12 protein-coding genes and 1 tRNA gene are annotated in these 21,917 nt (G+C 42.9%); 12 read left to right on the top strand and 1 reads right to left on the bottom strand.

Annotated elements, in window-relative coordinates; all coding sequences use genetic code 11:
* The first annotated feature begins 59 nt into the window (after positions 1-59).
* The 12 genes from AC59IL_RS27310 to AC59IL_RS27255 all read left to right on the top strand — a co-directional run bounded on the left by AC59IL_RS27310 (position 60) and on the right by AC59IL_RS27255 (position 20,367).
* Positions 60-2,477 (top strand): ABC transporter permease, encoded by a 2,418-nt coding sequence (locus AC59IL_RS27310; protein WP_496555400.1) that lies wholly within the window; start codon positions 60-62, stop codon positions 2,475-2,477.
* Between the two features lie 30 nt (positions 2,478-2,507).
* The gene (locus tag AC59IL_RS27305) at positions 2,508-3,548 is read left to right on the top strand and encodes a DUF4097 family beta strand repeat-containing protein (protein WP_496555399.1); all 1,041 of its coding nucleotides are present in this window, start codon (positions 2,508-2,510) and stop codon (positions 3,546-3,548) included.
* Between the two features lie 81 nt (positions 3,549-3,629).
* Positions 3,630-6,056: an FtsX-like permease family protein gene (locus AC59IL_RS27300; protein WP_496555398.1), complete on the top strand. Its 2,427-nt coding sequence runs from the start codon at positions 3,630-3,632 to the stop codon at positions 6,054-6,056.
* Positions 6,057-6,087: 31 nt separating this feature from the next.
* Complete coding sequence (locus tag AC59IL_RS27295; protein ID WP_496555397.1) at positions 6,088-8,460, top strand: ABC transporter permease; 2,373 nt, start codon at positions 6,088-6,090, stop codon at positions 8,458-8,460.
* A gap of 110 nt (positions 8,461-8,570) precedes the next feature.
* On the top strand, positions 8,571-10,982 hold the full coding sequence (locus AC59IL_RS27290) for an ABC transporter permease (protein WP_496555396.1): 2,412 nt from the start codon (positions 8,571-8,573) through the stop codon (positions 10,980-10,982).
* 134 nt (positions 10,983-11,116) lie between these two features.
* Entirely contained in the window at positions 11,117-13,498 is a 2,382-nt protein-coding gene (locus tag AC59IL_RS27285; protein ID WP_496555395.1) for an ABC transporter permease, read from the top strand.
* A 107-nt stretch (positions 13,499-13,605) separates the two neighbouring features.
* Entirely contained in the window at positions 13,606-13,860 is a 255-nt protein-coding gene (locus tag AC59IL_RS27280; RefSeq protein WP_496555394.1) for a hypothetical protein, read from the top strand.
* A 6-nt stretch (positions 13,861-13,866) separates the two neighbouring features.
* On the top strand, positions 13,867-16,293 hold the full coding sequence (locus tag AC59IL_RS27275) for an ABC transporter permease (RefSeq protein WP_496555393.1): 2,427 nt from the start codon (positions 13,867-13,869) through the stop codon (positions 16,291-16,293).
* Between the two features lie 253 nt (positions 16,294-16,546).
* The gene (locus tag AC59IL_RS27270; protein WP_496555392.1) at positions 16,547-17,227 is read left to right on the top strand and encodes an ABC transporter ATP-binding protein; all 681 of its coding nucleotides are present in this window, start codon (positions 16,547-16,549) and stop codon (positions 17,225-17,227) included.
* A gap of 46 nt (positions 17,228-17,273) precedes the next feature.
* Positions 17,274-18,620, top strand: a complete 1,347-nt coding sequence (locus AC59IL_RS27265; protein ID WP_496555391.1) for a TolC family protein — start codon at positions 17,274-17,276, stop codon at positions 18,618-18,620.
* A gap of 101 nt (positions 18,621-18,721) precedes the next feature.
* Positions 18,722-18,794 (top strand) — tRNA-Gly (locus tag AC59IL_RS27260).
* Between the two features lie 553 nt (positions 18,795-19,347).
* Positions 19,348-20,367 carry a DNRLRE domain-containing protein gene (locus AC59IL_RS27255; RefSeq protein ID WP_496555390.1) on the top strand — a complete coding sequence of 340 codons (1,020 nt, stop codon included), beginning with the start codon at positions 19,348-19,350 and terminating at the stop codon, positions 20,365-20,367.
* A 126-nt stretch (positions 20,368-20,493) separates the two neighbouring features.
* On the opposite strand, the gene AC59IL_RS27250 is transcribed toward AC59IL_RS27255, so the two are convergent.
* Complete coding sequence (locus AC59IL_RS27250; RefSeq protein WP_496555389.1) at positions 20,494-21,531, bottom strand: patatin-like phospholipase family protein; 1,038 nt, start codon at positions 21,529-21,531, stop codon at positions 20,494-20,496.
* Between the last annotated feature and the right edge of the window lie 386 nt (positions 21,532-21,917).

Raw genomic sequence — 21,917 nt, 5'->3', positions numbered from 1 at the left:
GCTTTCTGGTAAACCTTTCAGGCAATGATTTAAGAACTAAGAACCAGGAACTAAGAACAATGATCAAACACTACATCAAAATAGCGATCCGCAACCTGGCGCAGCAGAAGGTACTCACGGGCATCAATATCTTCGGCCTATCGATAGGCATTGCCTGTTTCAGCCTGTTTGTGTTGTATGCCGTGCATCAATTCAGCTACGACCGGTTTCATAAAAACAGCGATCGCATTTTTCGGGTAGTTGAATGGTGGCAGGGCAACGACAGAATACCAGGAGGCAGTGGCTCCATATGCACGCCGGCCGCCCCTGCCCTGAAAAAAGATTTTGCCGATGTGGAATATGCGGTCCGTTTGAAAAAAGAAAGCTGCCTTGCCAAAGCAGATGATAAAGTATTCAAGTCTTCCGTAACATTTGCCGATCCCGCTTTTTTCCATGTTTTTTCTTTTCCATTGTTATATGGAAATGCTTTTGCTGCATTAAACAACCCACACCAGGTGGTTCTTACAAAAGAAAAAGCCCTGCAATTGTTTGGCACCACCAATGTTACCGGCAAAACGATCAACATAAAAACCGACTCGGCATTTGAGCCCTTTACCATCAGCGCAGTTGCTGAAAATATACCGGTTAATTCTTCGGTACAATTCGAAATGCTTGCCAGCTTTGAGCATATCGCCAATACCCATTTTATTGCCGCCAGTAATACCGACTGGTATATGACCATTGGCCTGGAAGCATACGTACAGCTGAAAAAAGGCAGTAACCTTGCTCATGAACCGAAAAGACTGGCATTGTTTCGAAAAAAATATTATCCCGATGAAGACAAACCAGCCAAACCTGAAGAAAAATCGCCGGTTAAGGTAAGTTACCGGTTGCAACCCCTGCGTGATATACACCTGAACCCAGCTATTGAAGGAGGAAGAGACCCTAAAAATATCTGGATACTGATAACCATTGCTGCAGGTGTATTGCTGATTGCCTGCATCAACTTTACAACTTTGGCCATTGGCAGGTCGGCCGGGCGTGCCAAAGAAGTAGGTGTACGAAAAGTAATAGGCGGCCTGCGAAAACAACTCATTTATCAGTTTCTTTCCGAATCTGTCATTCTTAGTATACTCAGCACCGTAACAGGATTATTACTCGCCTACACCCTCCTTCCCTTTTTTAACCGGCTTTCAGGTGAAACCTTGTCATTTTCATTTAAACAATTCCCCGAAATGACCTGGTTGCTGACCGGTTTAACCTTATTGGTTGGATTGCTGGCCGGCAGTTATCCGGCGCTGGTATTATCGTCATTCAAACCCATTGAAGTATTAAAAAGTAAAATACGCGTTGGAGGTGCCAACCTGTTCACCAAATCGCTTGTTACATTGCAATTTGTGCTTTCCATCGGTTTAATCATTGCTACCATTGTCATTTTGCAGCAGGTATCGTATATGCGTTCAAAAAATATCGGGTTCAATAAAGAAAACGTGTTGGTGGTAAATGCCAAAGACATAAGCACGCAAAAGATATATCCACTGTTTAAACAGGCGGTTGAATCAAAAGCAGGAATCGCCGGCGTAACTGCAGGTGTAATGGGTTTGGGATCTAACGAGGGCTTAATGGGCGGGGGTTATCAGGATTATCATGGAAAAATTGCACCGGTATTTGAATACCCCGTTGATCATAATTTTCTGCCGGTAATGGGTATGCAGCTCATAGCCGGAAGAAATTTTAATCCTGCTCTTGCATCAGATACTGCTACCTCAGTAATTGTAAACGAAGCAGTGGTGCAGGAGGTGTTAGGTACTACCGTACAGGAGGCTGTGGGAATGAGGTTAACCATGATGAAACCCGAAAACCAAACCAAAATAATTATCGGGGTAGCACGCAATTTTAATTTTGAACCACTTACCCTGCATGTACGGCCGCAATTGTTTTATCAGCCTTCATCCTTTTTGCCTTCCCGCTTTTTTATTCGGTTGCAACCGGGTGATCCTGCCAACAAGCTGGCCGGCATACAAACGATATGGAAAAAACTGGCCACCGATGAGCCTTTTGAATACAGTTTTGTAGATGAAAAATTCGATAGCTTTTACAAAGCCGAAGAACGCTGGAGCGCCATTGTGGGCTGGGCCGGCGGTATATCAATATTCCTGGCTTGTTTGGGTTTGTTTGGACTTGCCGCACTGGCAGCCGTAAACCGTACCAAAGAAATCGGCATTCGAAAAATATTGGGCGCGTCTGTAACCCAGGTGGCCGGATTATTGTCTAAAGATTTTGTAAAGCTGATCATCATTGGGATGCTTATCGCTTCGCCGATTGCCTGGTATTTTATGAACGACTGGCTTCAATCGTACACCTATCGCATTTATTTGAGCTGGTGGGTATTTGCGCTGGCGGGTTTATTTACATTATTTATTGCCGTTATTACCATAAGCTTTCAGGCTGTTAAAGCGGCACTGGCCAATCCGGTCAAAGCCTTGCGTAGCGAATGAAACTTAAAATTTATAACTTAAAAGATAGCTATGAAACAAATATCAACCTTATTCATACTGCTCATCATAACTGTTGCAGTATATGCACAATCCGGTGAAAACAAAGAACCTTATATGACCCGGTCGTTGCGTAATGAATCTATAAAAGAAGCTGTTATTAATACTTCGGGAGGCAGCATTGCCGTTACCGGTGTGGCGGCCACAGAAGCACGTATTGAAGTGTATGTGCAGGCATCTAACGGCATTTTGGGCTCATTGTCGAAAGAGGAAATTCAAAAAAGGCTGAATGAAGATTATGAACTTACCATTTCTGTTAGTAATAATCAGCTAACCGCCATTGCCAAAACAAAAAAAGGTTTCAATAACTGGAAAAGAAGTTTAAGCATTTCTTTCAAAGCATACGTTCCGCAATCGGTGAATACCGATCTAAACACCAGCGGAGGCAGTATTCATTTAATAAAGCTAACCGGCAAACAAACATTTAAAACCAGCGGCGGCAGTCTTACCGTTGAACAGGTAAACGGAACCATAAATGGCAGAACATCCGGTGGCAGCATTACCGCAAAGAACTGCAGCAATTATATCGACCTTAGCACCAGTGGAGGAAGCATCAATGCCGAAAACTGTAATGGCACTATCGATTTGTCGACATCTGGTGGCTCATTGCATCTCGATAACCTGCAGGGAACAATCAAAGCAAACACATCGGGTGGTTCGGTAAACTGCAATAGCATCCGGGGTGAATTAGCGGCACATACATCGGGCGGCAGTGTATCGCTGAACGATTTTTCGGGCAGCGTTGAAACCTCAACCAGCGGAGGAAGCATCAATGCCAACATAAAAGAACTGGGGAAATATGTAACCATCAGCAATTCGGGCGGCAATATCAATCTTACGCTGCCCGAAAACAAAGGACTTAACCTGAAATTATACGCCAATAAAATCAAAACCGAAGGATTAAAGAATTTTACCGGCAAAGCCGATGAAGATGAAATTTCAGGAACGGTAAATGGCGGTGGCATTCCTGTTACCGTAAAGGCTTCGAGTGGAAGGTTAAGTATAAAAATGTAAGCTAAGAGCATCTCTTAGCGCAACTGCATCAGCGAAGCGCGTAGCGCGAGCAACCAGGAACTTAGAACTAAGACAGAAAAGATGTACAAAAACTATTTCAAAACGGCATTCAGAGCCATTGTAAAAAACAAAATATATACAACTATTAATACGCTCGGACTGGCCGTAGGTATCGCATGCTTTTTGCTTATAGCTGCGTATTTATACAATGAGTTTAGTTACGATTGTTTTCATACCAAAGCCGATCGTATTTGCCGTATTAAAATGCTATATAGGTATGGCGATGGTGAGTTAGCAAATACAGCTGTAACGCCTACCGCTGCCGTTCCTTCGTTTCGACGGGCATTCCCCGAAATTACAGCCGGAACAAGGATAAGGAGCGCAGACGGTCCCGTAGCCGTACAGTATGGAGATAATATTTTTAACGAAAAAAAGTTTCTGTATTCCGACGCTGATTTTTTTACCATCTTTAGTTTTCCTTTGTTACAGGGCAATCCGGCTTCTGCATTAAAAGATCCCAATACGATTGTAATCACTGCATCTGCTGCAAAAAAATATTTTGGCAATGGCAATGCTATTGGCAAAACACTGCGGGTAAACAACAAGCGCGATATGCTGATCACTGGCATAGCCGCTGATGTACCTGCCAACTCACAAGTTAAATTTGATTTTGTAGCGGCTTTTTCGTCTCTGGATGCCTCTAAAACCGAAGAATGGGGCAGCGCTAATTATTTTTCATACATTCTATTGCGAAATAAAAAAGATATACCGGTTGTTCAGCAAAAAATAGACTCATATATAAAACAGGCTTTTGCCGATGAAATTAAAATTGGCGGTTATACAAGGTTTGAACTGGAACCACTAAAACGGGTTCATTTATATACCACTGCCACTGATAACCCTGAACCTACGGGCAATGGAACTTCAGTTTATATACTGGGCGTAGTGGGCATTTTATTGCTGTTGATTGCCTGTATTAATTTTATGAACCTGGCAACAGCCCGTTCTTCAGAACGCGCTCAGGAAATAGGCATACGCAAAACCATCGGAGCCGCCAAAGGGCAGTTATTCTGGCAATTCATAACAGAATCATCTGTTATTACTTTCATTGCAGTTGTACTGGGCGTTTTACTCTCTTATCTGGCGCTACCTTTTTTCAACCAGCTTACCGAACGTTCACTACACCTGAATTTTAATGGCAATACCGGCTGGCTGATTATTTTATTATTTTCTTTATTTATAACCATTACCTTTCTGGCAGGCACCTACCCTGCCCTGTTTTTGTCGGCCTTTCAGCCACTGAAGGTGCTCAAAAAAAAGTCTTCATCAACCAAAGCGGGAGGCCTGGTTTTACGTAAATCGCTGATCGTTTTTCAGTTTGTAGTTTCTTCATTTTTTATTGTATGCACCATCGTGGTCGTTAAACAACGCACCTATATACAACATAAAGACCTTGGGCTCGACCGGTCGTTTGTAATGACAATGGATGTAAACGGAAAACTGAAGAACAATCTAAACGCTTTCAAAAACAACCTGCTCACCAACACCGCCATCCGTTCTGTTAGCGCCTCCTATAGTTCGCCTATAAATACAGGAAGCGGTTATATACTGGATAAAGCAGATGGAAAACCTTCAGGTTTTACCATGAATGTTGCCGCCATACCCATCGAAAAAGATTTTATCAGCACCATGGGCATTCATCTGGTGGCCGGAACAGATTTAACCGATGCAGATATACAACAGGTGCAGCCCGCAGAGGGAGACTTACCATTTGATAAACGCTACTATCATTTTGTATTGAATGAGTCGGCGATAAAGGCGTTGGGTTGGAAAGCCGGGGAAGCGATTGGTAAAAAAATAACCATGAATGGACGTTCGGGAGAAATTAAAGCAGTAGTGAAAGATTTCAATTTTGTTTCAATGCATCAGGCCATTGCGCCGATCATTCTGTTCCCTGAATACAATTATTTTAGCAAACTGCTGGTGAAAGTGTCGGGCAATAATATAAAAACAGCTGCTGCTCATTTGCAAACAGTATGGCATTCATTCTTTCCACAGATTCCGTTTGAATATCATTTTCTGGATGAGGAATTTGAACAACTGTATCAGGCAGAAGAAAAAACCAGTATGATTTTGAATGTATTTGCCATTATAACCATTTTCATATCCTGTTTGGGACTGCTTGGTCTTTCGGCTTTTACCGCGGAACAACGTACGCGTGAAATTGGTATTCGAAAAGTGCTGGGGGCCAGCGTTAACAGTATTGTACAACTGATATCAAAAGATTTTATAAAGCTGGTTATCGTTGCCACTATTATAGCAGCGCCATTGGCCTGGTGGGCCATGGATAGTTGGCTGCACCAGTTTGCCTACAGGATTGAAATCAGCTGGTGGATGTTTATTGAAGCCGGTTTGGCAGCCCTGCTCATTGCTATGTTTACCATAAGCTTTCAGGCAATAAAAGCGGCAATCGCAAATCCGGTGAATAGTTTGAAAAGTGGGGAATGAAAAAAGACAAACTGAACTCAGACCTTAAAACATGCTTAAAAACTATTTAAAAATCGCATGGCGCAATATTGTAAACAATAAAATTTACAGCGCCATTAACACGCTGGGGCTTGCTGCAGGCATGGCCGTTACCCTGATCATTGCATTATGGGTATATAAGGAATATAGCAGCAACCGGTTTTTGCCCGGTTATCAAAACGCCTATCAGGTAAAGCTGAACCATACTATTGAAGGATCGGTGCGTACCATGAATGGCACCAGTCTGCCGCTGGCCGATCTGTTACGCAAAGACATCCCCGAAATAAAATATGTTGCCGAAACCGACTGGTGCGATAAACACGGCCTGATGGTAGGTGATGCCAGATTATTCCTTCGCGGCATGCGGGTAGGCAATGATTTTTTAAAGATACTTCAGTATCCACTATTGAAAGGCAATGCCAATGCGGTGTTGAATGCCCCCTATTCTATCGTACTCACCGAAAGCACCGCCAAAGCATTGTTTGGTAATGATGACCCGCTTAACAAAACCGTTCGCTACGAAAACAAACACGAGCTTAAAGTAACCGGTATATTGAAAGATCTTCCCGATAATTCTTTTTTAAAGTTTAAATACCTGATACCCTTTAGCTACAGAGAACAAACAACAGACTGGATAAAAGAAGCCCGTCACCAATGGGGTAACAACTCCTTTCAGTTATTTGTAGCGCTTCAAACCAATATCGCCTATGCGCAGATAGAACCGAAGATCAGGGATCTCGTGAAAAAGAACAGTAACGCCATGAAGGCTACTGAGGTTATGATGCAACCGGCCAAAGACTGGGAATTGTATAACCGATTCGAGAATGGAAAAGTTGCCGGAGGCTTAATTGAGTATGTGCGCATGTTCAGTATTATAGGCATACTGGTTTTGATTATCGCCTGCATCAATTTCACCAATCTTTCAACGGCCCGTTCAGAAAAAAGGGCGCGTGAAGTTGGAGTACGAAAGGCCATCGGTTCGCAGCGCAGGCACCTTATTTTTCAGTTCCTGACCGAATCGACCCTCATCACATTATTTGCATTTGGTTTAGCGCTGCTGTTGGTACAGGTATCATTACCCTGGTTTAGTGAACTTACCAACAGCTGGCTCATCATTCCTTATACAAGCTCCCTGTTCTGGTGTATAATGACCGGATTTATAATTTTAACCAGTTTGCTGGCTGGCAGCCGCCCCGCCTTTTATCTGTCTTCATTCAAACCAGTGAAAGTGTTAAAAGGCACGCTGCAATCAGGCCGTAAGGCTTCCTGGTCAAGAAAAACGCTGGTGGTAATACAATTCACCTGTTCTATAGCGCTGATCATAAGCACTATTATTATTTATCAGCAATTGGAACATGTTAAGAACCGCCCTACCGGTTATGATGCCGGCCAGTTATTGATGACCGATATGAGCACCGACCTGAACCGGAATTATGCGGCATTAAAAAATGAGCTGTTGCAAACCGGAGTGATAGAAAATATCGCTTTTGCCTCAAGCCCTATCACCGATGTGTATTCGCATACGGTAATTGATCACTGGCCCGGTAAAAGCGCCGGCGCCGAAGTATTACATACTGCCGCTATTGGCGTATCGGAGAATTATTTCAAAACGATTGGCATAACATTTCAATCGGGCCGCGATTTCACCAATAGCTGGAAAACAGATTCTGCAACGGTTATTGTGAATGAAGCGGCTGTTCGAAAAATGAATTTACAACAACCGTTGGGCCAGATCATAAACTGGGATGGCAACGAAAAAGCAAGAATAGTGGGCGTAGTGAAAGATGCTTTGATGGAGTCACCTTTTGCACCTGTTCCTGCCACCGTATTTGCACACGACCGGGAAGGAAAAAGCATTATGTACCGTGTGCGCCCGGGCGTTAATATGCAGGAAGCCCTGACAAAGCTGGCGCCGGTTTTTACCAAATACAATCCGGCTTACCCCTTTATTTACCAGTTTGTCGATGAAGAATATGCCACCAAGTTCGAAATAGAAGTGCTGGTCGAAAAACTCGCCGGCATATTTGCAGCGCTGGCCATTTTAATTTCCTGTTTGGGTCTTTTTGGACTGGCCGCATTTATGGCAGAGCAAAGGATCAAAGAAATAGGCATACGGAAAGTATTGGGCGCCTCAGTTTCGCAATTATGGTTATTGCTTTCAAAAGATTTTATAGTGCTGGTGCTGATCAGTTGTGTAATTGCATCGCCTGTAGCGCTGTATTTTTTGCACGACTGGCTGCAGAAATATGAATACCGCATAAACATTGGCATGCCGGTATTTATAGTTTCGGCTGTGTTGGCGATTGTTATTACAGTAATTACTATCAGTTTTCAAACCATTAAGGCAGCTATAGGAAATCCGGTCAAAGCTTTACGTAGTGAGTAGTTAAATAGCGGATGGTTTGTGGCAACAGAAAGTGGTGATGCAAAAAATAGAGCGGGCTATTCACGTTTGCCGTTTCACGTTTCACGATTAAGAACTTTGAACCAATAAATATGTTTAAAAACTATTTAAAAACCGCGTGGAGAAGTATTGTTCGGAACAAAGCTTTTTCTGTTATCAATATCACCGGACTGGCCATAGGCATTGCCGCCAGTTTAATGCTATTGATCGTGGTGCAATACGAACTGAGCTATGATACCTTTCAAAAAAATTACAAAAATATTTACCGTGTAGTTACGCAGGATAAATTCTCCGATGGCATTACCTATAACTCAGGTATACCGGTGCCTGCGCTCGATGCATTGCGCGCCGAATTTTCAAATATACAGTTCGCGGCTGTAGACCTGCTGTACGGCAGTCAGGTAACTGTTCCTTCGGCCGGTAACCAGGCTGGCAATAAATTCATTGAAGAAAACGGTATTTATTTTTGCGAACCGCAATTCTTCACCCTATTCAATTATAACTGGCTCGCAGGCGATCCGTCGGTTTTAAATGAACCCAACAGCGTAGTGCTAAGCCAGAAAACAGCAGCAAAATATTTTGGCAACTGGCAACAAGCCATGGGAAAAACGCTGTTGCTGAGCAATGCGGTATCAATAAAAGTGAACGGCATTATACAGGACCCACCGCCCAATTCTGACTTCCTTATAGCAGAACTGGTTTCAATGATCACCCTAAAAAACAATCCGGAACACTTTAGCTTTTACAACGACTGGCATAATACAAGCAGCAGCTATCAGATATTTGCCCTGTTACCCGCTGCCGTAAAAGCTGCCGATATAAATAAAGCGCTGCTTACCTTCAGTAAAACCCATTACGAATCTATAAGTCCCAATTCGGTTAAATCGAACTTTTTGCAACCATTGGCCGACATGCACTTCGATCGCCGGTTCGAAACATTCGGTGACCATATAACCAGCAAAACCACTTTATTAACGTTATCGCTCATAGGCATTTTCATTGTACTGATGGCCTGTGTGAATTTTATAAATCTATCTACCGCACTGGCAGTAAACCGGTCGAAAGAAGTAGGCATCCGCAAAGTATTAGGCGGTAACAGGCTGCAATTGTTCGCACAAATCATGAGCGAAACCGCAACTATTGTGTTCCTGTCGGTTTTGGTAGCGCTGGCAATTGTATATGTGGCCCTGCCCTATATAAAACACATCGCCTCCATTCAGGAGCAGCTTGGTGTATTTACAGCACGAACCATCAGCTCGCTGGTTATACTTGGCGTTGTGGTAACCATACTGGCCGGTATATATCCATCCTTTATAATGTCGAAGTTCAATCCCATTGGCGCATTGAAAAATAAACTGGCAAACGCAGGCGTACGTGGGGTTTCATTACGCCGGGGCCTGGTAGTGATGCAATTCAGCATTTCGCAGGTATTGATCATTGCTACAGCTGTTGCTGTAAGCCAGATGGATTTTATTCAAAAAGCCGATCTTGGATTTAATAAAGAAGCCATTCTGTTACTGAATGGTAATTCAGACAGCGCTTCACATGCCAGGCTACAGGCTTTTAAACAACAATTGCTGCAAACGCCCGGTGTACAATCGGTTAACTTCAGCAGCGACGCCCCTTCTTCCGAAAATAACTGGTCGACCAATTTCAGTTACAATCACCAGCCCGACGAAAAGTTTCAGGTGAGCTTAAAATTTGCCGATGATGATTATATAAAAACTTTCGGCCTGCAATTACTCGCAGGACGTAACTATTCAGAAAGCGATACCAGCAAAGAAGTAGTCATCAATGAAACACTGGTAAAAAAACTACAGGTAGCTAATGCAAATGATGTAATTGGTAAATCCATCCGTTTGGGCCGTGATAAATGGTGCCCTATTGTTGGCGTTGTAAAAGATTTTAAAACAAGCTCATTACGCGACCAGGTAAAGCCAATGATTATTTTGACCAATAAACAATTTTATTCTCTTACGGCCATTAAACTCAGATCGGCACAATTACAAAAAACCCGTGCAACCATTCAAAAATTGTGGGACCAATACTTTCCCGAATATGCATTCTCAGCCGATTTCTTCGACGAGAACATCAACAAATTTTATCAGCAGGAAAGCCAGTTGTCGCTGCTGTATAAAATATTTGCGGGACTGGCAATCTTTATTTCGTGCCTTGGCTTATACGGACTGGTTTCATTTATGGCTGTTCAAAAAACAAAGGAAGTAGGTATTCGTAAAGTGCTGGGCGCTTCGGTGGCCAGTCTGGTGCAATTGTTTTCGAAAGAGTTTTCCATACTCATTATAGTATCGTTCTTTATTGCGGTACCGGTAGCGTGGTATGTAATGCAAACCTGGTTAAACAATTTTGCCTACCGCATTACATTAAGCTTTGAATTTTTTGCAATCGCTATAATTTGTTCAATGCTCATAGCATGGTTGTCGGTTGGCTTTAAAGCCGTAAGGGCTGCACTTGCTAATCCGGTAAAAGCATTACGTAGTGAGTAAGAAAAAAGCAATGGACAATAGGCCTGCGTGAAGTAGGGAACAAAAAGTTGACACGTTGAAAAAGTTGATAAGTTAAAAAAGAACAGGGGGTTTTGCCGTTTCACGTTTGCCGTTTCACGATATAAATCAATTGCATGTTTAAAAACTATTTCACCATCGCCTGGCGAAATCTTGTAAAAAACAGGATTTATTCGTTCATCAACATCAGCGGACTGGCCGTAGGTATGGCTGTGGCCATGCTAATCGGATTGTGGCTGTACAATGAAGTAAACTACGACAAATACTTCCCTAACTATGAGCGCATAGCGCAGGTGATGCAAAACCAGACTTTCAATGGAGAAATAGGCACCCAGGAAGCCAACCCCGCGGTATTGGGCGAAGAAATACGTCGTGTTTATGGAAGCGATTTTAAACATGTATTGCAGGCAACCTGGAATTATGATCACACGCTTGCCTATGGCGATAAAATATTTTTTAAATCCGGTAGTGCTTTTGAGCCCGGTGTAACCGATATGCTGAGCCTGAAAATGATCAGGGGTACACGCAACGGATTAAAAGATATAAACTCCATTATGCTATCAGCATCTGTTGCCAAAGCCTATTTTGGCAACGATGATCCTGTTGGAAAAATGATAAAGGTCGATAATAAGTCAACGGTTAAAGTTACAGGCGTATATGAAGACCTGCCTGATAACACCTCATTTAATGACCTGAAGTTCATTTTGCCGTGGGCTTTTTACATAAGGGAAAATAAATGGGTGCAACAAATGAACGATCCCTGGGGCAGTAACTTTACCCGAACCTTTGCGCAGGTGGCTGATAATGCAGATATGCAAAAGGTATCAGCCAAAATCAAAAATGTAAAACTAAACAAAGTAAGCAAAGACGACCGCCGCTATAAACCAGTTGTTTTTCTGCATCCCATGAACAAATGGCATTTGTATTCGGAGTTTAAAAATGGGGTAATCATCGGCGGACGCATTGACACGGTATGGATGTTTGGCATCATAGGCATTTTTGTTTTATTGCTTGCCTGCATCAACTTCATGAACCTGAGCACGGCCCGTTCAGAAAAAAGAGCGAAAGAAGTAGGTATCAGAAAAGCCATCGGTTCATTGCGTAAACAGCTCATTTCACAGTTTTTCAGCGAAGCGGTTATAATTGCCGCCATTGCATTCCTGTTTGCTATATGTTTGGTAGTATTAATATTACCCTTTTTCAATTCAGTTGCAGAAAAAAAATTAACCCTTCCATGGAATAACGCCCTGTTTTGGTTAGCGAGTTTGTGTTTTACTGTAATAACCGGTTTAATTGCCGGCATGTACCCTGCCCTCTTCCTTTCCTCCTTCAATCCGGTAAAAGTGCTTAAAGGAACTTATCGCATCGGCCGGTATGCTTCTTTACCCAGGAAAATACTGGTTGTAGCGCAGTTCGCCATTTCGGTTATCTTAATTATTGGAACCATCGTAGTGTATAAACAAATTAATTATGCGCAAAACAGACCAGTTGGTTACAGCAAAAATGGTTTGATCAGCGTAGCTTCTACTGAAGACATTCACAAACATTATGAAACTGTCAGAACCGAATTAAAAAACAGCGGAGCTATTGCTGAAATGACAGAATCATCAAGTCCTGCCACGGCAGTATTTAACACCAATGGCGGTTTCGACTGGGAAGGCAAAGATCCCTCGCTGGGTGTTGATTTTCCGAATAACGGTGTTACGTACGAATATGGAAAAACAATGGGCTGGCATATAAAAGAAGGCCGTGATTTTTCCCGGGATTATGCTACCGACTCGGCAGCTTTTATTTTAAACGAATCGGCCGCAAAGTTTATAGGCATCAAAGACCCCATAGGAAAAATTATTAAGTGGGATAATAAACCCTATACCATTATAGGCATCGTAGACGACTTATTGGTGCAATCGCCCTACAAGCCGGTGCGGGCCGCTTTATTTCATATTTCAGCCGATCAGGAAAATGTATTCACCATCAGAATGAATCCTTCGTTAAGCGCCCGGGAAGCACTCAGCAAAATAGAACGGGTGTTTAAAAAATACAACCCCGCTATTCCATTCGTTGCCAACTTTGTTGACGAGGATTTTGCCAAAAAATTCAATAACGAAAAACGCATTGGCCAATTAGCCGCCTTCTTTGCAATACTGGCCGTTTTCATTTCATGTTTAGGATTGTTTGGTCTTGCTTCTTACGTTGCCGAACAACGCACCAAAGAAATCGGAATCCGTAAAGTATTGGGAGCAACCGTTGCGCGACTGTGGCAAATGCTGTCGATAGATTTTATCGTGCTCATATTAATAGCCTGTTTTATAGCAATTCCGGTGGCCTGGTATTGTATGCATACCTGGCTGCAACAGTTCGACTATCGTACCAATATACCATGGTGGGTGTTTTCACTAACCTGTACAGGAGCATTGGTCATTACTTTACTAACCATCAGCTTTCAGGCTATCAAAGCAGCGATGAACAACCCTGTGAGATCATTGAGAAGCGAGTAGGAAGGAGCAAGTAGGGAGCGGTCGGATGACGATTGCCGATTGCCGTTTCACGATTGACCCCGTCCGACCGGATCATCCGGGCGGCATTGACCATTCACAAGTATACCATGAAACAAACAATCCGCACAGTAGAAGACCTGCTGGCAGATGAAACATTCATTGCCTGGTATCATCAGTCAGATGAAAACGCCCTTCGTGAATGGAACGAGTGGATATTGGCCGGCATCACCAACCGGGAGCTGGTCAATGAAGCTGTAAGAGTACTGAAGTATATTTACGTTAAAGAAAAAAACATACCTGTTCAACAAATGGATGCAGCCGTTGCGCGATTGTTGCAGAATATTAAAGAGAATAATAAATAGCAGCTTATGATTGTACAGTATCTGAAATTAGCCATCAGAAATCTGCGCCGGAATACCGTTTTTTCGGTAGTGAATATATTCGGACTGGCCATTGGATTGTGTGTTTGCCTGCTTATTACCTTGTATGTAACGGATGAATTACAGTACGATAAATACAATGAAAAAGCCGACCGCATCTTTCGCATAGATGCTCATTTCAAACTGAATAATAATACATTTAATGCTGCTACGGTCCCCGCTCCCCTTGGGCCTGCACTCGTAAAGGATTACCCGCAGGTCGAAAAAATGGTTCGCCTTATACAAATCAACAATAACAACATTATTGTAAAAAAGGGAAATGAAACCATCCAGGAAAATAAAGCCGTATTCGCCGATGCAACCTTTTTCGATGTCTTCACTTTACCATTTATTGCCGGGGATCCTAAAACCGCATTGAAACTCCCCCACTCTGTTGTTATTTCTGAAAGCGCTGCCAAAAAATACTTCGGACGAACAGATGTAACCGGACAAACACTTCTTATCAATAATTCGGTCAATTACAATATCACCGGTGTAATAAAAGACATACCTCCACAGTCGCATTTTCATTTTGATTTTATAAGAGCAATGGCAGAACTTGATTTTAGCCATGACGATAATTGGATGGGCAACAACTTCATTACCTATATAGTTACCCGTAAAGGAGTAAATGAACAAATGATCAACCGGTATCTGAATGAAACCGTAAACAGGTACCTGGCCCATCAGTTACAGAAAATGTTACACAGCAGCCTTGAAGACCTTACTAAAAACGGCGATTACTTCAGTTATAAGGCAATGCCCTTAAACAATATACATTTACACTCGAACCTCAGCTTTGAAATTGAACCCAACGGAGAGTTACAGGATGTTTATATTTTTATAGTGGTGGCGATTTTCATATTGCTGGTTGCCTGTGTAAATTTTATCAATCTGAGCACCGCGCGTTTGGCCGGCCGTTCAAAAGAAGTAGGTGTAAGAAAAGTGATTGGAGCTGTTCGTAATCAACTCATCCTGCAGTTTCTTACTGAGTCTGTAATAACCACTGTAATTGCCTCATTAGTTGCTTTATTTTTCACCGCTTTGCTGCTGCTTTATTTCAACCAGTTGTCGGGCAAAGCAATCAGCATGCAATTAATACCGCTACAACTACTGGTGCCATTGCTCGCAGGTTTTATACTTGTTGTTGGTTTACTGGCAGGCAGCTATCCTGCATTGTATATGTCGACCTTTAAACCAATAAGAGTATTAAAAGGAAGAACAGCCACCGGCTTTAAAAGCGGCTGGTTAAGAAATTCACTGGTAGTATTTCAGTTTGCAACAGGTATTATTTTAATCATTGGCACTATTGTAATATATAACCAGCTGCATTTTATCAAAAGTAAGAATGTAGGTTATAATCGCGATCAGGTGCTGATATTGCAAAACACCTATTCGTTAGGCAATCACGCAACAACGTTTAAAGAGGAAGTATCAAAATTGTCTGGTATTGAAAAGGTAACCATGACCAAATGCCTGCCTACGGCTTCATCAACCGACATCACCGGGTTTATGAAAAATCCTACCCTCAAAGCCAGTGATGCGCTTATCATGGGTTACTGGCATATCGATGCCGATTATGTTGCTGCCATGGATATAAAGATGGCAGCAGGAAGGAATTTTTCACCCCTGCTTTCCACAGATTCATCCGCTGTATTGATCAATGAAACTGCTGCAAAAATGTTTGGCTTTGAAGATCCGCTGAATAAAAAGATATATCTGGATGGACATGGCGAACCTATTGCATTAACTATAATTGGTGTGGTAAAAGATTTTAATGCCGGTTCGCTGCGCAATAAAATTGAGCCAACAGTATTTAATCTGGCCGAAGAAAGAGGCGCTGTTGCGATACGGGTAAATACTAAAAACTTACCATCACTTCTACAGCAGATAAAAAATGTATATGAGGCCATACCCGGTATGGCCGGCCAGCCTTTCAATTATTCATTTATGGATAATGATTTTAACAACCTGTATCAGTCAGAACAACGAACCGGTAAAATATTCATTTCATTTGCCGGTTTAGCCATACTGATAGCCTGTTTCGGTTTATTCGGGTTAATTGGTTTCGCAGCCGAACAACGGGTTAAAGAAATAGGCATTCGCAAAGTGCTGGGTGCAACCGTAAGCAATATTGTTAACCTGCTGGCAAAAGATTTTTTAAAGCTGGTATTACTGTCGGCAATAATAGCATTTCCGGTTGCCTGGTACGGCATGAACAAATGGCTCGAAAATTTTGCCTATCGCACCCATATAAGCTGGTGGATTTTCATTGCAGCCGGCGCCCTGGCCGTGCTTATTGCTGTAATTACGGTAAGCTTTCAGGCCGTTAAAGCAGCTGTAATGAACCCTGTTAAAAGTTTGAGAACCGAATAAATTGTTTGATAACTATATTGTTTGATGGTTGGGCAGCCCAAATTTCAATTAACCTGTGCCATCCGCAACGACTAACCATCAAACAGTTTAGCCATCCAGCCATCCGGGGCGGTGTATCAAAACCGGACACTTCCTGTATCAAAAACGAACTCATTCGTATATAATCTGCTTATAGTATCTTGCAAATCATTGCTCTATAAACTGGCATGTATTGGGCGTACACAAGACTCAGAACTTATAAACCATAAAACAAATGATCGAACTGAAGCACATTTCAAAATGGTATCAGATAGGCGGAAAACCCACATTCATTTTAAAGGATATAAATCTCACGATCAAAGAAGGAGAATTTGTTTCAATTATGGGCCCCTCGGGTTCGGGCAAATCAACGTTGCTGCACATTTTAGGCATGCTCGACGATGCCTCGGAAGGTGAATATCATTTCATGGACCAGCCGGTGCATACGCTGAAAGAAAAGCAACGGTCGCTGCTATACAAACAACATATCGGTTTTGTGTTTCAGGCATATCACCTCATCGATGAGTTAACGGTATACGAGAACATCGAAACGCCGCTCATATATCAAAATATAAAATCATCCGAACGCAAAGCCATGGTGGCCGATATGATCGATCGTTTTAATATCGTAGGAAAAAAAGACCTGTTCCCTACCCAGCTTTCGGGCGGACAACAGCAACTGGTTGGCATTGCCCGCGCCCTGATTGCCAAACCCAAATTGTTACTGGCCGATGAACCTACCGGTAACCTTAATTCAAAACAGGGAGAGGAAATCATGGACCTGTTTAAACAGCTGAATAACGAAGGCGTAACCATTATACAGGTAACCCATTCAGAAAAAAATGCGGCCTACGGCTCGCATATAATAAACCTGCTCGATGGACGGGTTGAAAAAGAACCCGAAACCCAAAACTAAGAACTAAGAACACAGAACTAAAGAACTCAGAAATAAAACAGCATTCATGCGATTCAGAAAAATATTCGCCTTGTTCAGTATAGCCATGATCGTTTATTTGGATGGCCGGGCACAAAGTATAACCGGCCGTCCATTAACGTTACAGCAATGCGTGCAAACAGCTATAGAAAATAATCTTGATGTTAAGCAAAGCGACCTCAATATGCAACGGACCGGTATTAACTGGCGGCAATCAAAAGCCAACCTGTTGCCCAATATAAGCGGCGAAATTGACCACACCCTTAACCAGGGCCGAAGCATCGACCTCAGTACAAACAGTTACGTAAACCAGCAACAAACCTCTGGCAGTTATTCTTTATCGGGCAATGTAACCCTGTTCAACGGGTTACGGTTGCTGAATACGTTAAAAAGCAGTCAGTATGCCTACGAAGCCAGCAAAATGGAATTACAATGGCAAAAAGATCAGTTAATGCTGAAGGTTATACTGGCTTACCTGCAGATACTCACTAACAACGACCTGCTGCTGCAGGCGCAAAAACAAGCCGAAGTAACGCAAAAACAGGTTGAACGGCTTGAACTCATGAATGAGCAGGGTGCAATAAAACCATCTGACCTTACCGACATGAAGGGACAACTGGGCGATAATAAAGTAAGTATTATTAACAGTCAGAATAACCTTGATGCAGCACGTTTGAGCCTGTCGCAACTGATGAATGTTGCTTATAACAGAACCCTTCAGGTTGAACAGCTGAGAGCCGATCAGTTCGTTATGAACTACACGGCCACTACCGACAGCATCTTTACCATAGCATTGCAGCAGCTGGCCCCGGTAAAGGCGGCCGACCTTCGTAAAAAAAGCGCCGAAAAATCAGTGCAGGCAGCACGTGGCAACCTGTTTCCCTCAGTAGGGTTGGGAGCCGGTTTTTATACTCCCTACTCCAGCGCTTCCCGCGATTCATCTGACCGGAAAATCGAATATTACGATCAGCTTAGTAATAACTATCGCACCTATGTAGGTATAGGCATAAGCATACCCATCTTCAATAATTTTCGTTACCGCAACCAGATAGCCCTTGCAAAAATTGATTTGAAAAGCGCTGAATACACGGCTCAAACGCAGCAGATTTCACTGAAGCAGTCTATTGAACAGGATTATTTTAATATGACCGCCGCCCTGAACAGGTACCAGGCGCTGGTTGACCAGGTAGCGGCTTATGCCGAATCGTTCCGTGCTGCAGAAGCGCGTTTCAATGCAGGCGCTTCTACTTCGGTTGATTACCTCATAGCCAAAAACAACCTCGACCACGCCAATGTAAACCTCATCATTGCCCGTTACGATTATGTGCTTCGTACCAAAATTCTTGACTATTATCAAAACAAACCGTTGTGGTAAGAAAGATGCCGGTTGAATTTTTTTTATTAAATTTATAATGCGCCTTCGCTAAAGCTTGCGCCTCCGCTATAGCTTCAGCGACACGCGGACGGCGGATAAAAGCGGAAGTAGCTCAGCCGGTAGAGCATCAGCTTCCCAAGCTGAGGGTCGCGGGTTCGATTCTCGTCTTCCGCTCAAAAAAGACAATCTAACATGGGTTGTCTTTTTTTTATAATATTAAAATTTATTACCCGCCCCCTTTACCAGGTAACAGAGCCGCAACAATTAAATTATAGATCATTCATCACCGTTATCTACACAGTGATCGGCAAAAAACAACTTTACATTTTCGTGCGCTATTTCAGAGTAATTCATTAATTTCACCCAACGACATTTGTTTATAAACGTTATACAGTACACGTAGAGCGACAACCCACACACCGGCCACCGTATATGTACTGTACAAACAAACGGTCAGATTCACTGTTAAAAATCTCCCCAGGCAAAGGCAAATCTTAATTTTCGGCCCGGCTCCTTTTCGGCACAGGCTGATCTTACAACGGCATCCATTTATTTTCCTGCAGGAATACGGCATCGGCTGTAACGGCATCCGGTTGATGTTGCATATGTACATGATGCTTATTGTGAACTATAAAATATAATTATGTAGTAACACATGTAATTACCATTGAACCTTAAAGATTCTTTTCCTATTGGTCACACATTTAATCTATTAAACTTTTATTGTATGAAAAAAATGAATTACGCATTACTGCAATGTACAGTTGCTTTATTTGTTACCGGCGCCGCTTACAGCCAGGTAACTCAAACTGAAATGACTTTTCAACCCGATGCCTGCCGTGGTAAAGACGCCCATTTCCTTTATATTAATGGCATACCATCTGCCGCCACCGGAAACTATGGATCATCGGAAGAGATGGTTCCATTCGCATGGACATTTTACGCAAATGGGGGAAGCGATGGTTATTGCAGAGCTGCTATTGACTTCACCGATCTTCAGTTAATTCCCCAGGGAACAACTGTTACCTATGCTTATCTCTCTTTATATGGAAAACCATCATCACCAACTGCCCCACAGGGAAATTCAGGAGCTAATGGTTGTTATGTGCAGCGTGTTACTTCTGCCTGGGATGAAAATACGATTAACTGGAATAATCAACCCGGCAGCACAACTACCAACCAGGTGGCATTGCCCGCTTCGACCTCACAATGGAACTACGATGTGATCGATTTAAATATTACCGCTTTGATACAGGATATCATCAATCAGCCACCGGCAAGCCGTTATGGTTTACTGATCAAACTGCAAACCGAAAGCATTTACCGGGCAATCATTTTTGCTACAAGCGATTATTCTGATGCTTCAAAACACCCGAAACTCAGAATTGGTCTCAATTTCTGCGCTTCAAGCCTGGCCCGTACATCAACCAACACACCGCACATTTTTACGCCCGACCAGTTGGATGTTAACGGGAAAGTAAATACTGGTGTAGCTGCCGTGGTTAAATCCAACTTATCATCTAACCAGGTGTCGGTAGATTATGACCTGCTGAAAGATGGTAAAACCGTACTTGAAATTGTTTCGTACGATGGAACCGTTTTGAAGTCGATTGAAGTAGATGGTTCAAAAGGAAAGCACACAAAAACCCTCACTCTCGATGCGCCGCTTCAGAAAAACAAAATGGCGATACTGGTAATCAAACAGGGAAATACAAAGATCTCTAACCCCTTTTTCATTGCTCAGTAAAGTAAAATAAATATGCTTTTACCGGTTGTTGTTCAAAACAACAACCGGTTTTTATTAATCAGTTGTCTGTGCAATCCGTGGCAAATATCTGCTTCGCGAAGCTATGCATCTTTTTCCCGTGGGCAGCTAATGGTTGATGGCAAAAAACCTGCGTACCCCTGCCCTTCCGTTCTCAACAAGCCCCATGATCGTTTTCTTTGGCAGCCTGCGAACCCTGCCTGAAAGATTCATATTACTAATGGCAATGGTTCTTCGTAAAGCATTCGGTTTCGAAACTTCGGGATTGGCTTTATCGATAAGCGTATGGTATAACGCTTTTAAATAATCGCTCATGGTGTATATAGTAAACGGATATATTCCAGGCTGCTGCACATTGTATTCAATTTGCTCGGGTATTTCCATCAGCAAACCCAGTGTTTCGGGATTTTCGAAATAAGTATTTACGGTTGCGCCATTACCCTGTACATATCTCGACGAATCAAATAAAAATATGGGGTAATTGCTCAATACGCCGCCATCTACCATTACATGCAACAACTGCTTACCGTTTGGTTTTTCATAAACCTTTCCGCTATCGTCCATCAGTACCGCCCGGTAGTACAACGGAATAGATAATGAAATGCGCACCGCATCGCAAATACGCATATTGGGATACGTTTCATACGAAAAAACGCGCAGCGTTTGCCAGGTAAGGTCGGTACCCGTTATATACAGGTCTTTATATCCCTTGTCGGCGCTTTGCCGGTGCAGTTCGGCAAAGGTCATCTGGCCGTTTCCGGTTTTGGCAGCGATCAGGTCTTCTATCCATTTGGCTATTTTCTTACCTTTATACCAGCCAAACTGTTTGCTCAGCCGGCTGATGCCGCCTGCCAGCATCCAGCCGCCGTCGTTAAATTGTTTCAATGGAATATTGGAGGTTAATTCTATAATTTCACCCGAACTGTAACCAACGGCCAGCAAGGCTCCCTGAATGGCCCCTACCGATGTACCGCCCACCCGCTGAATGTTTTTCAGTATACCCATGCTGTCGAGCACCTGTAATGCACCGGCATAGGCAAACCCCTTCACCCCACCGCCTTCCATTACCAGGTTTCGGTAACGAGGCTGCGAAAAGCCTATGCTGCCTGTTAATAGCCAACCTGTTAACACGATAACTTTCTTCATAAGGATGAATGTTAAGGTTACAAGATACATGGTTCGGTTATAGGTTACCCTTCATTAACGCTTAAATTACTTATATCTCGTACATATCCCGTATATATTCCGTACATATTCCGTATATGTCCCGTTCTTATTAAATACGGGATATCATCGACATACCTACGTTACACAAACGAGTTAATTGGGCGAAAAAGGCTATGTAAGTATCATCTATAGGTTGTCATCCTCCCTAAATGGAGTTCGCCCTACCCGGCAAACTGCCCCCCTTGCCTCCCGCCACCGCAGCCCCTGCTCAACACCTGCTCAATGCCAGCGAGGTAGAACCTGTATTTAACCGACCGTTGAAAATAACGGGGCGGATGATGCAAAGGCCTGGCGTTCCATTGAAT

The organism is Niastella sp. sgz303648, assembly GCF_059587045.1.
The sequence above is the reverse complement of the archived record's forward strand: the minus strand, read 5'-3'. Positions and strand labels throughout refer to the sequence as shown.

Excerpts from the sequence above, each read along its gene's own strand:
- AC59IL_RS27280 (WP_496555394.1), top strand. The coding sequence starts at position 13,606 with ATGAAACAAACAATCCGCACAGTAGAAGACCTGCTGGCAGATGAAACA.
- AC59IL_RS27265 (WP_496555391.1), top strand. The coding sequence starts at position 17,274 with ATGCGATTCAGAAAAATATTCGCCTTGTTCAGTATAGCCATGATCGTT.
- AC59IL_RS27290 (WP_496555396.1), top strand. The coding sequence starts at position 8,571 with ATGTTTAAAAACTATTTAAAAACCGCGTGGAGAAGTATTGTTCGGAAC.
- AC59IL_RS27270 (WP_496555392.1), top strand. The coding sequence starts at position 16,547 with ATGATCGAACTGAAGCACATTTCAAAATGGTATCAGATAGGCGGAAAA.
- AC59IL_RS27300 (WP_496555398.1), top strand. The coding sequence starts at position 3,630 with ATGTACAAAAACTATTTCAAAACGGCATTCAGAGCCATTGTAAAAAAC.
- AC59IL_RS27295 (WP_496555397.1), top strand. The coding sequence starts at position 6,088 with ATGCTTAAAAACTATTTAAAAATCGCATGGCGCAATATTGTAAACAAT.
- AC59IL_RS27255 (WP_496555390.1), top strand. The coding sequence starts at position 19,348 with ATGAAAAAAATGAATTACGCATTACTGCAATGTACAGTTGCTTTATTT.
- AC59IL_RS27305 (WP_496555399.1), top strand. The coding sequence starts at position 2,508 with ATGAAACAAATATCAACCTTATTCATACTGCTCATCATAACTGTTGCA.
- AC59IL_RS27275 (WP_496555393.1), top strand. The coding sequence starts at position 13,867 with ATGATTGTACAGTATCTGAAATTAGCCATCAGAAATCTGCGCCGGAAT.
- AC59IL_RS27250 (WP_496555389.1), bottom strand. The coding sequence starts at position 21,531 with ATGAAGAAAGTTATCGTGTTAACAGGTTGGCTATTAACAGGCAGCATA.
- AC59IL_RS27285 (WP_496555395.1), top strand. The coding sequence starts at position 11,117 with ATGTTTAAAAACTATTTCACCATCGCCTGGCGAAATCTTGTAAAAAAC.
- AC59IL_RS27310 (WP_496555400.1), top strand. The coding sequence starts at position 60 with ATGATCAAACACTACATCAAAATAGCGATCCGCAACCTGGCGCAGCAG.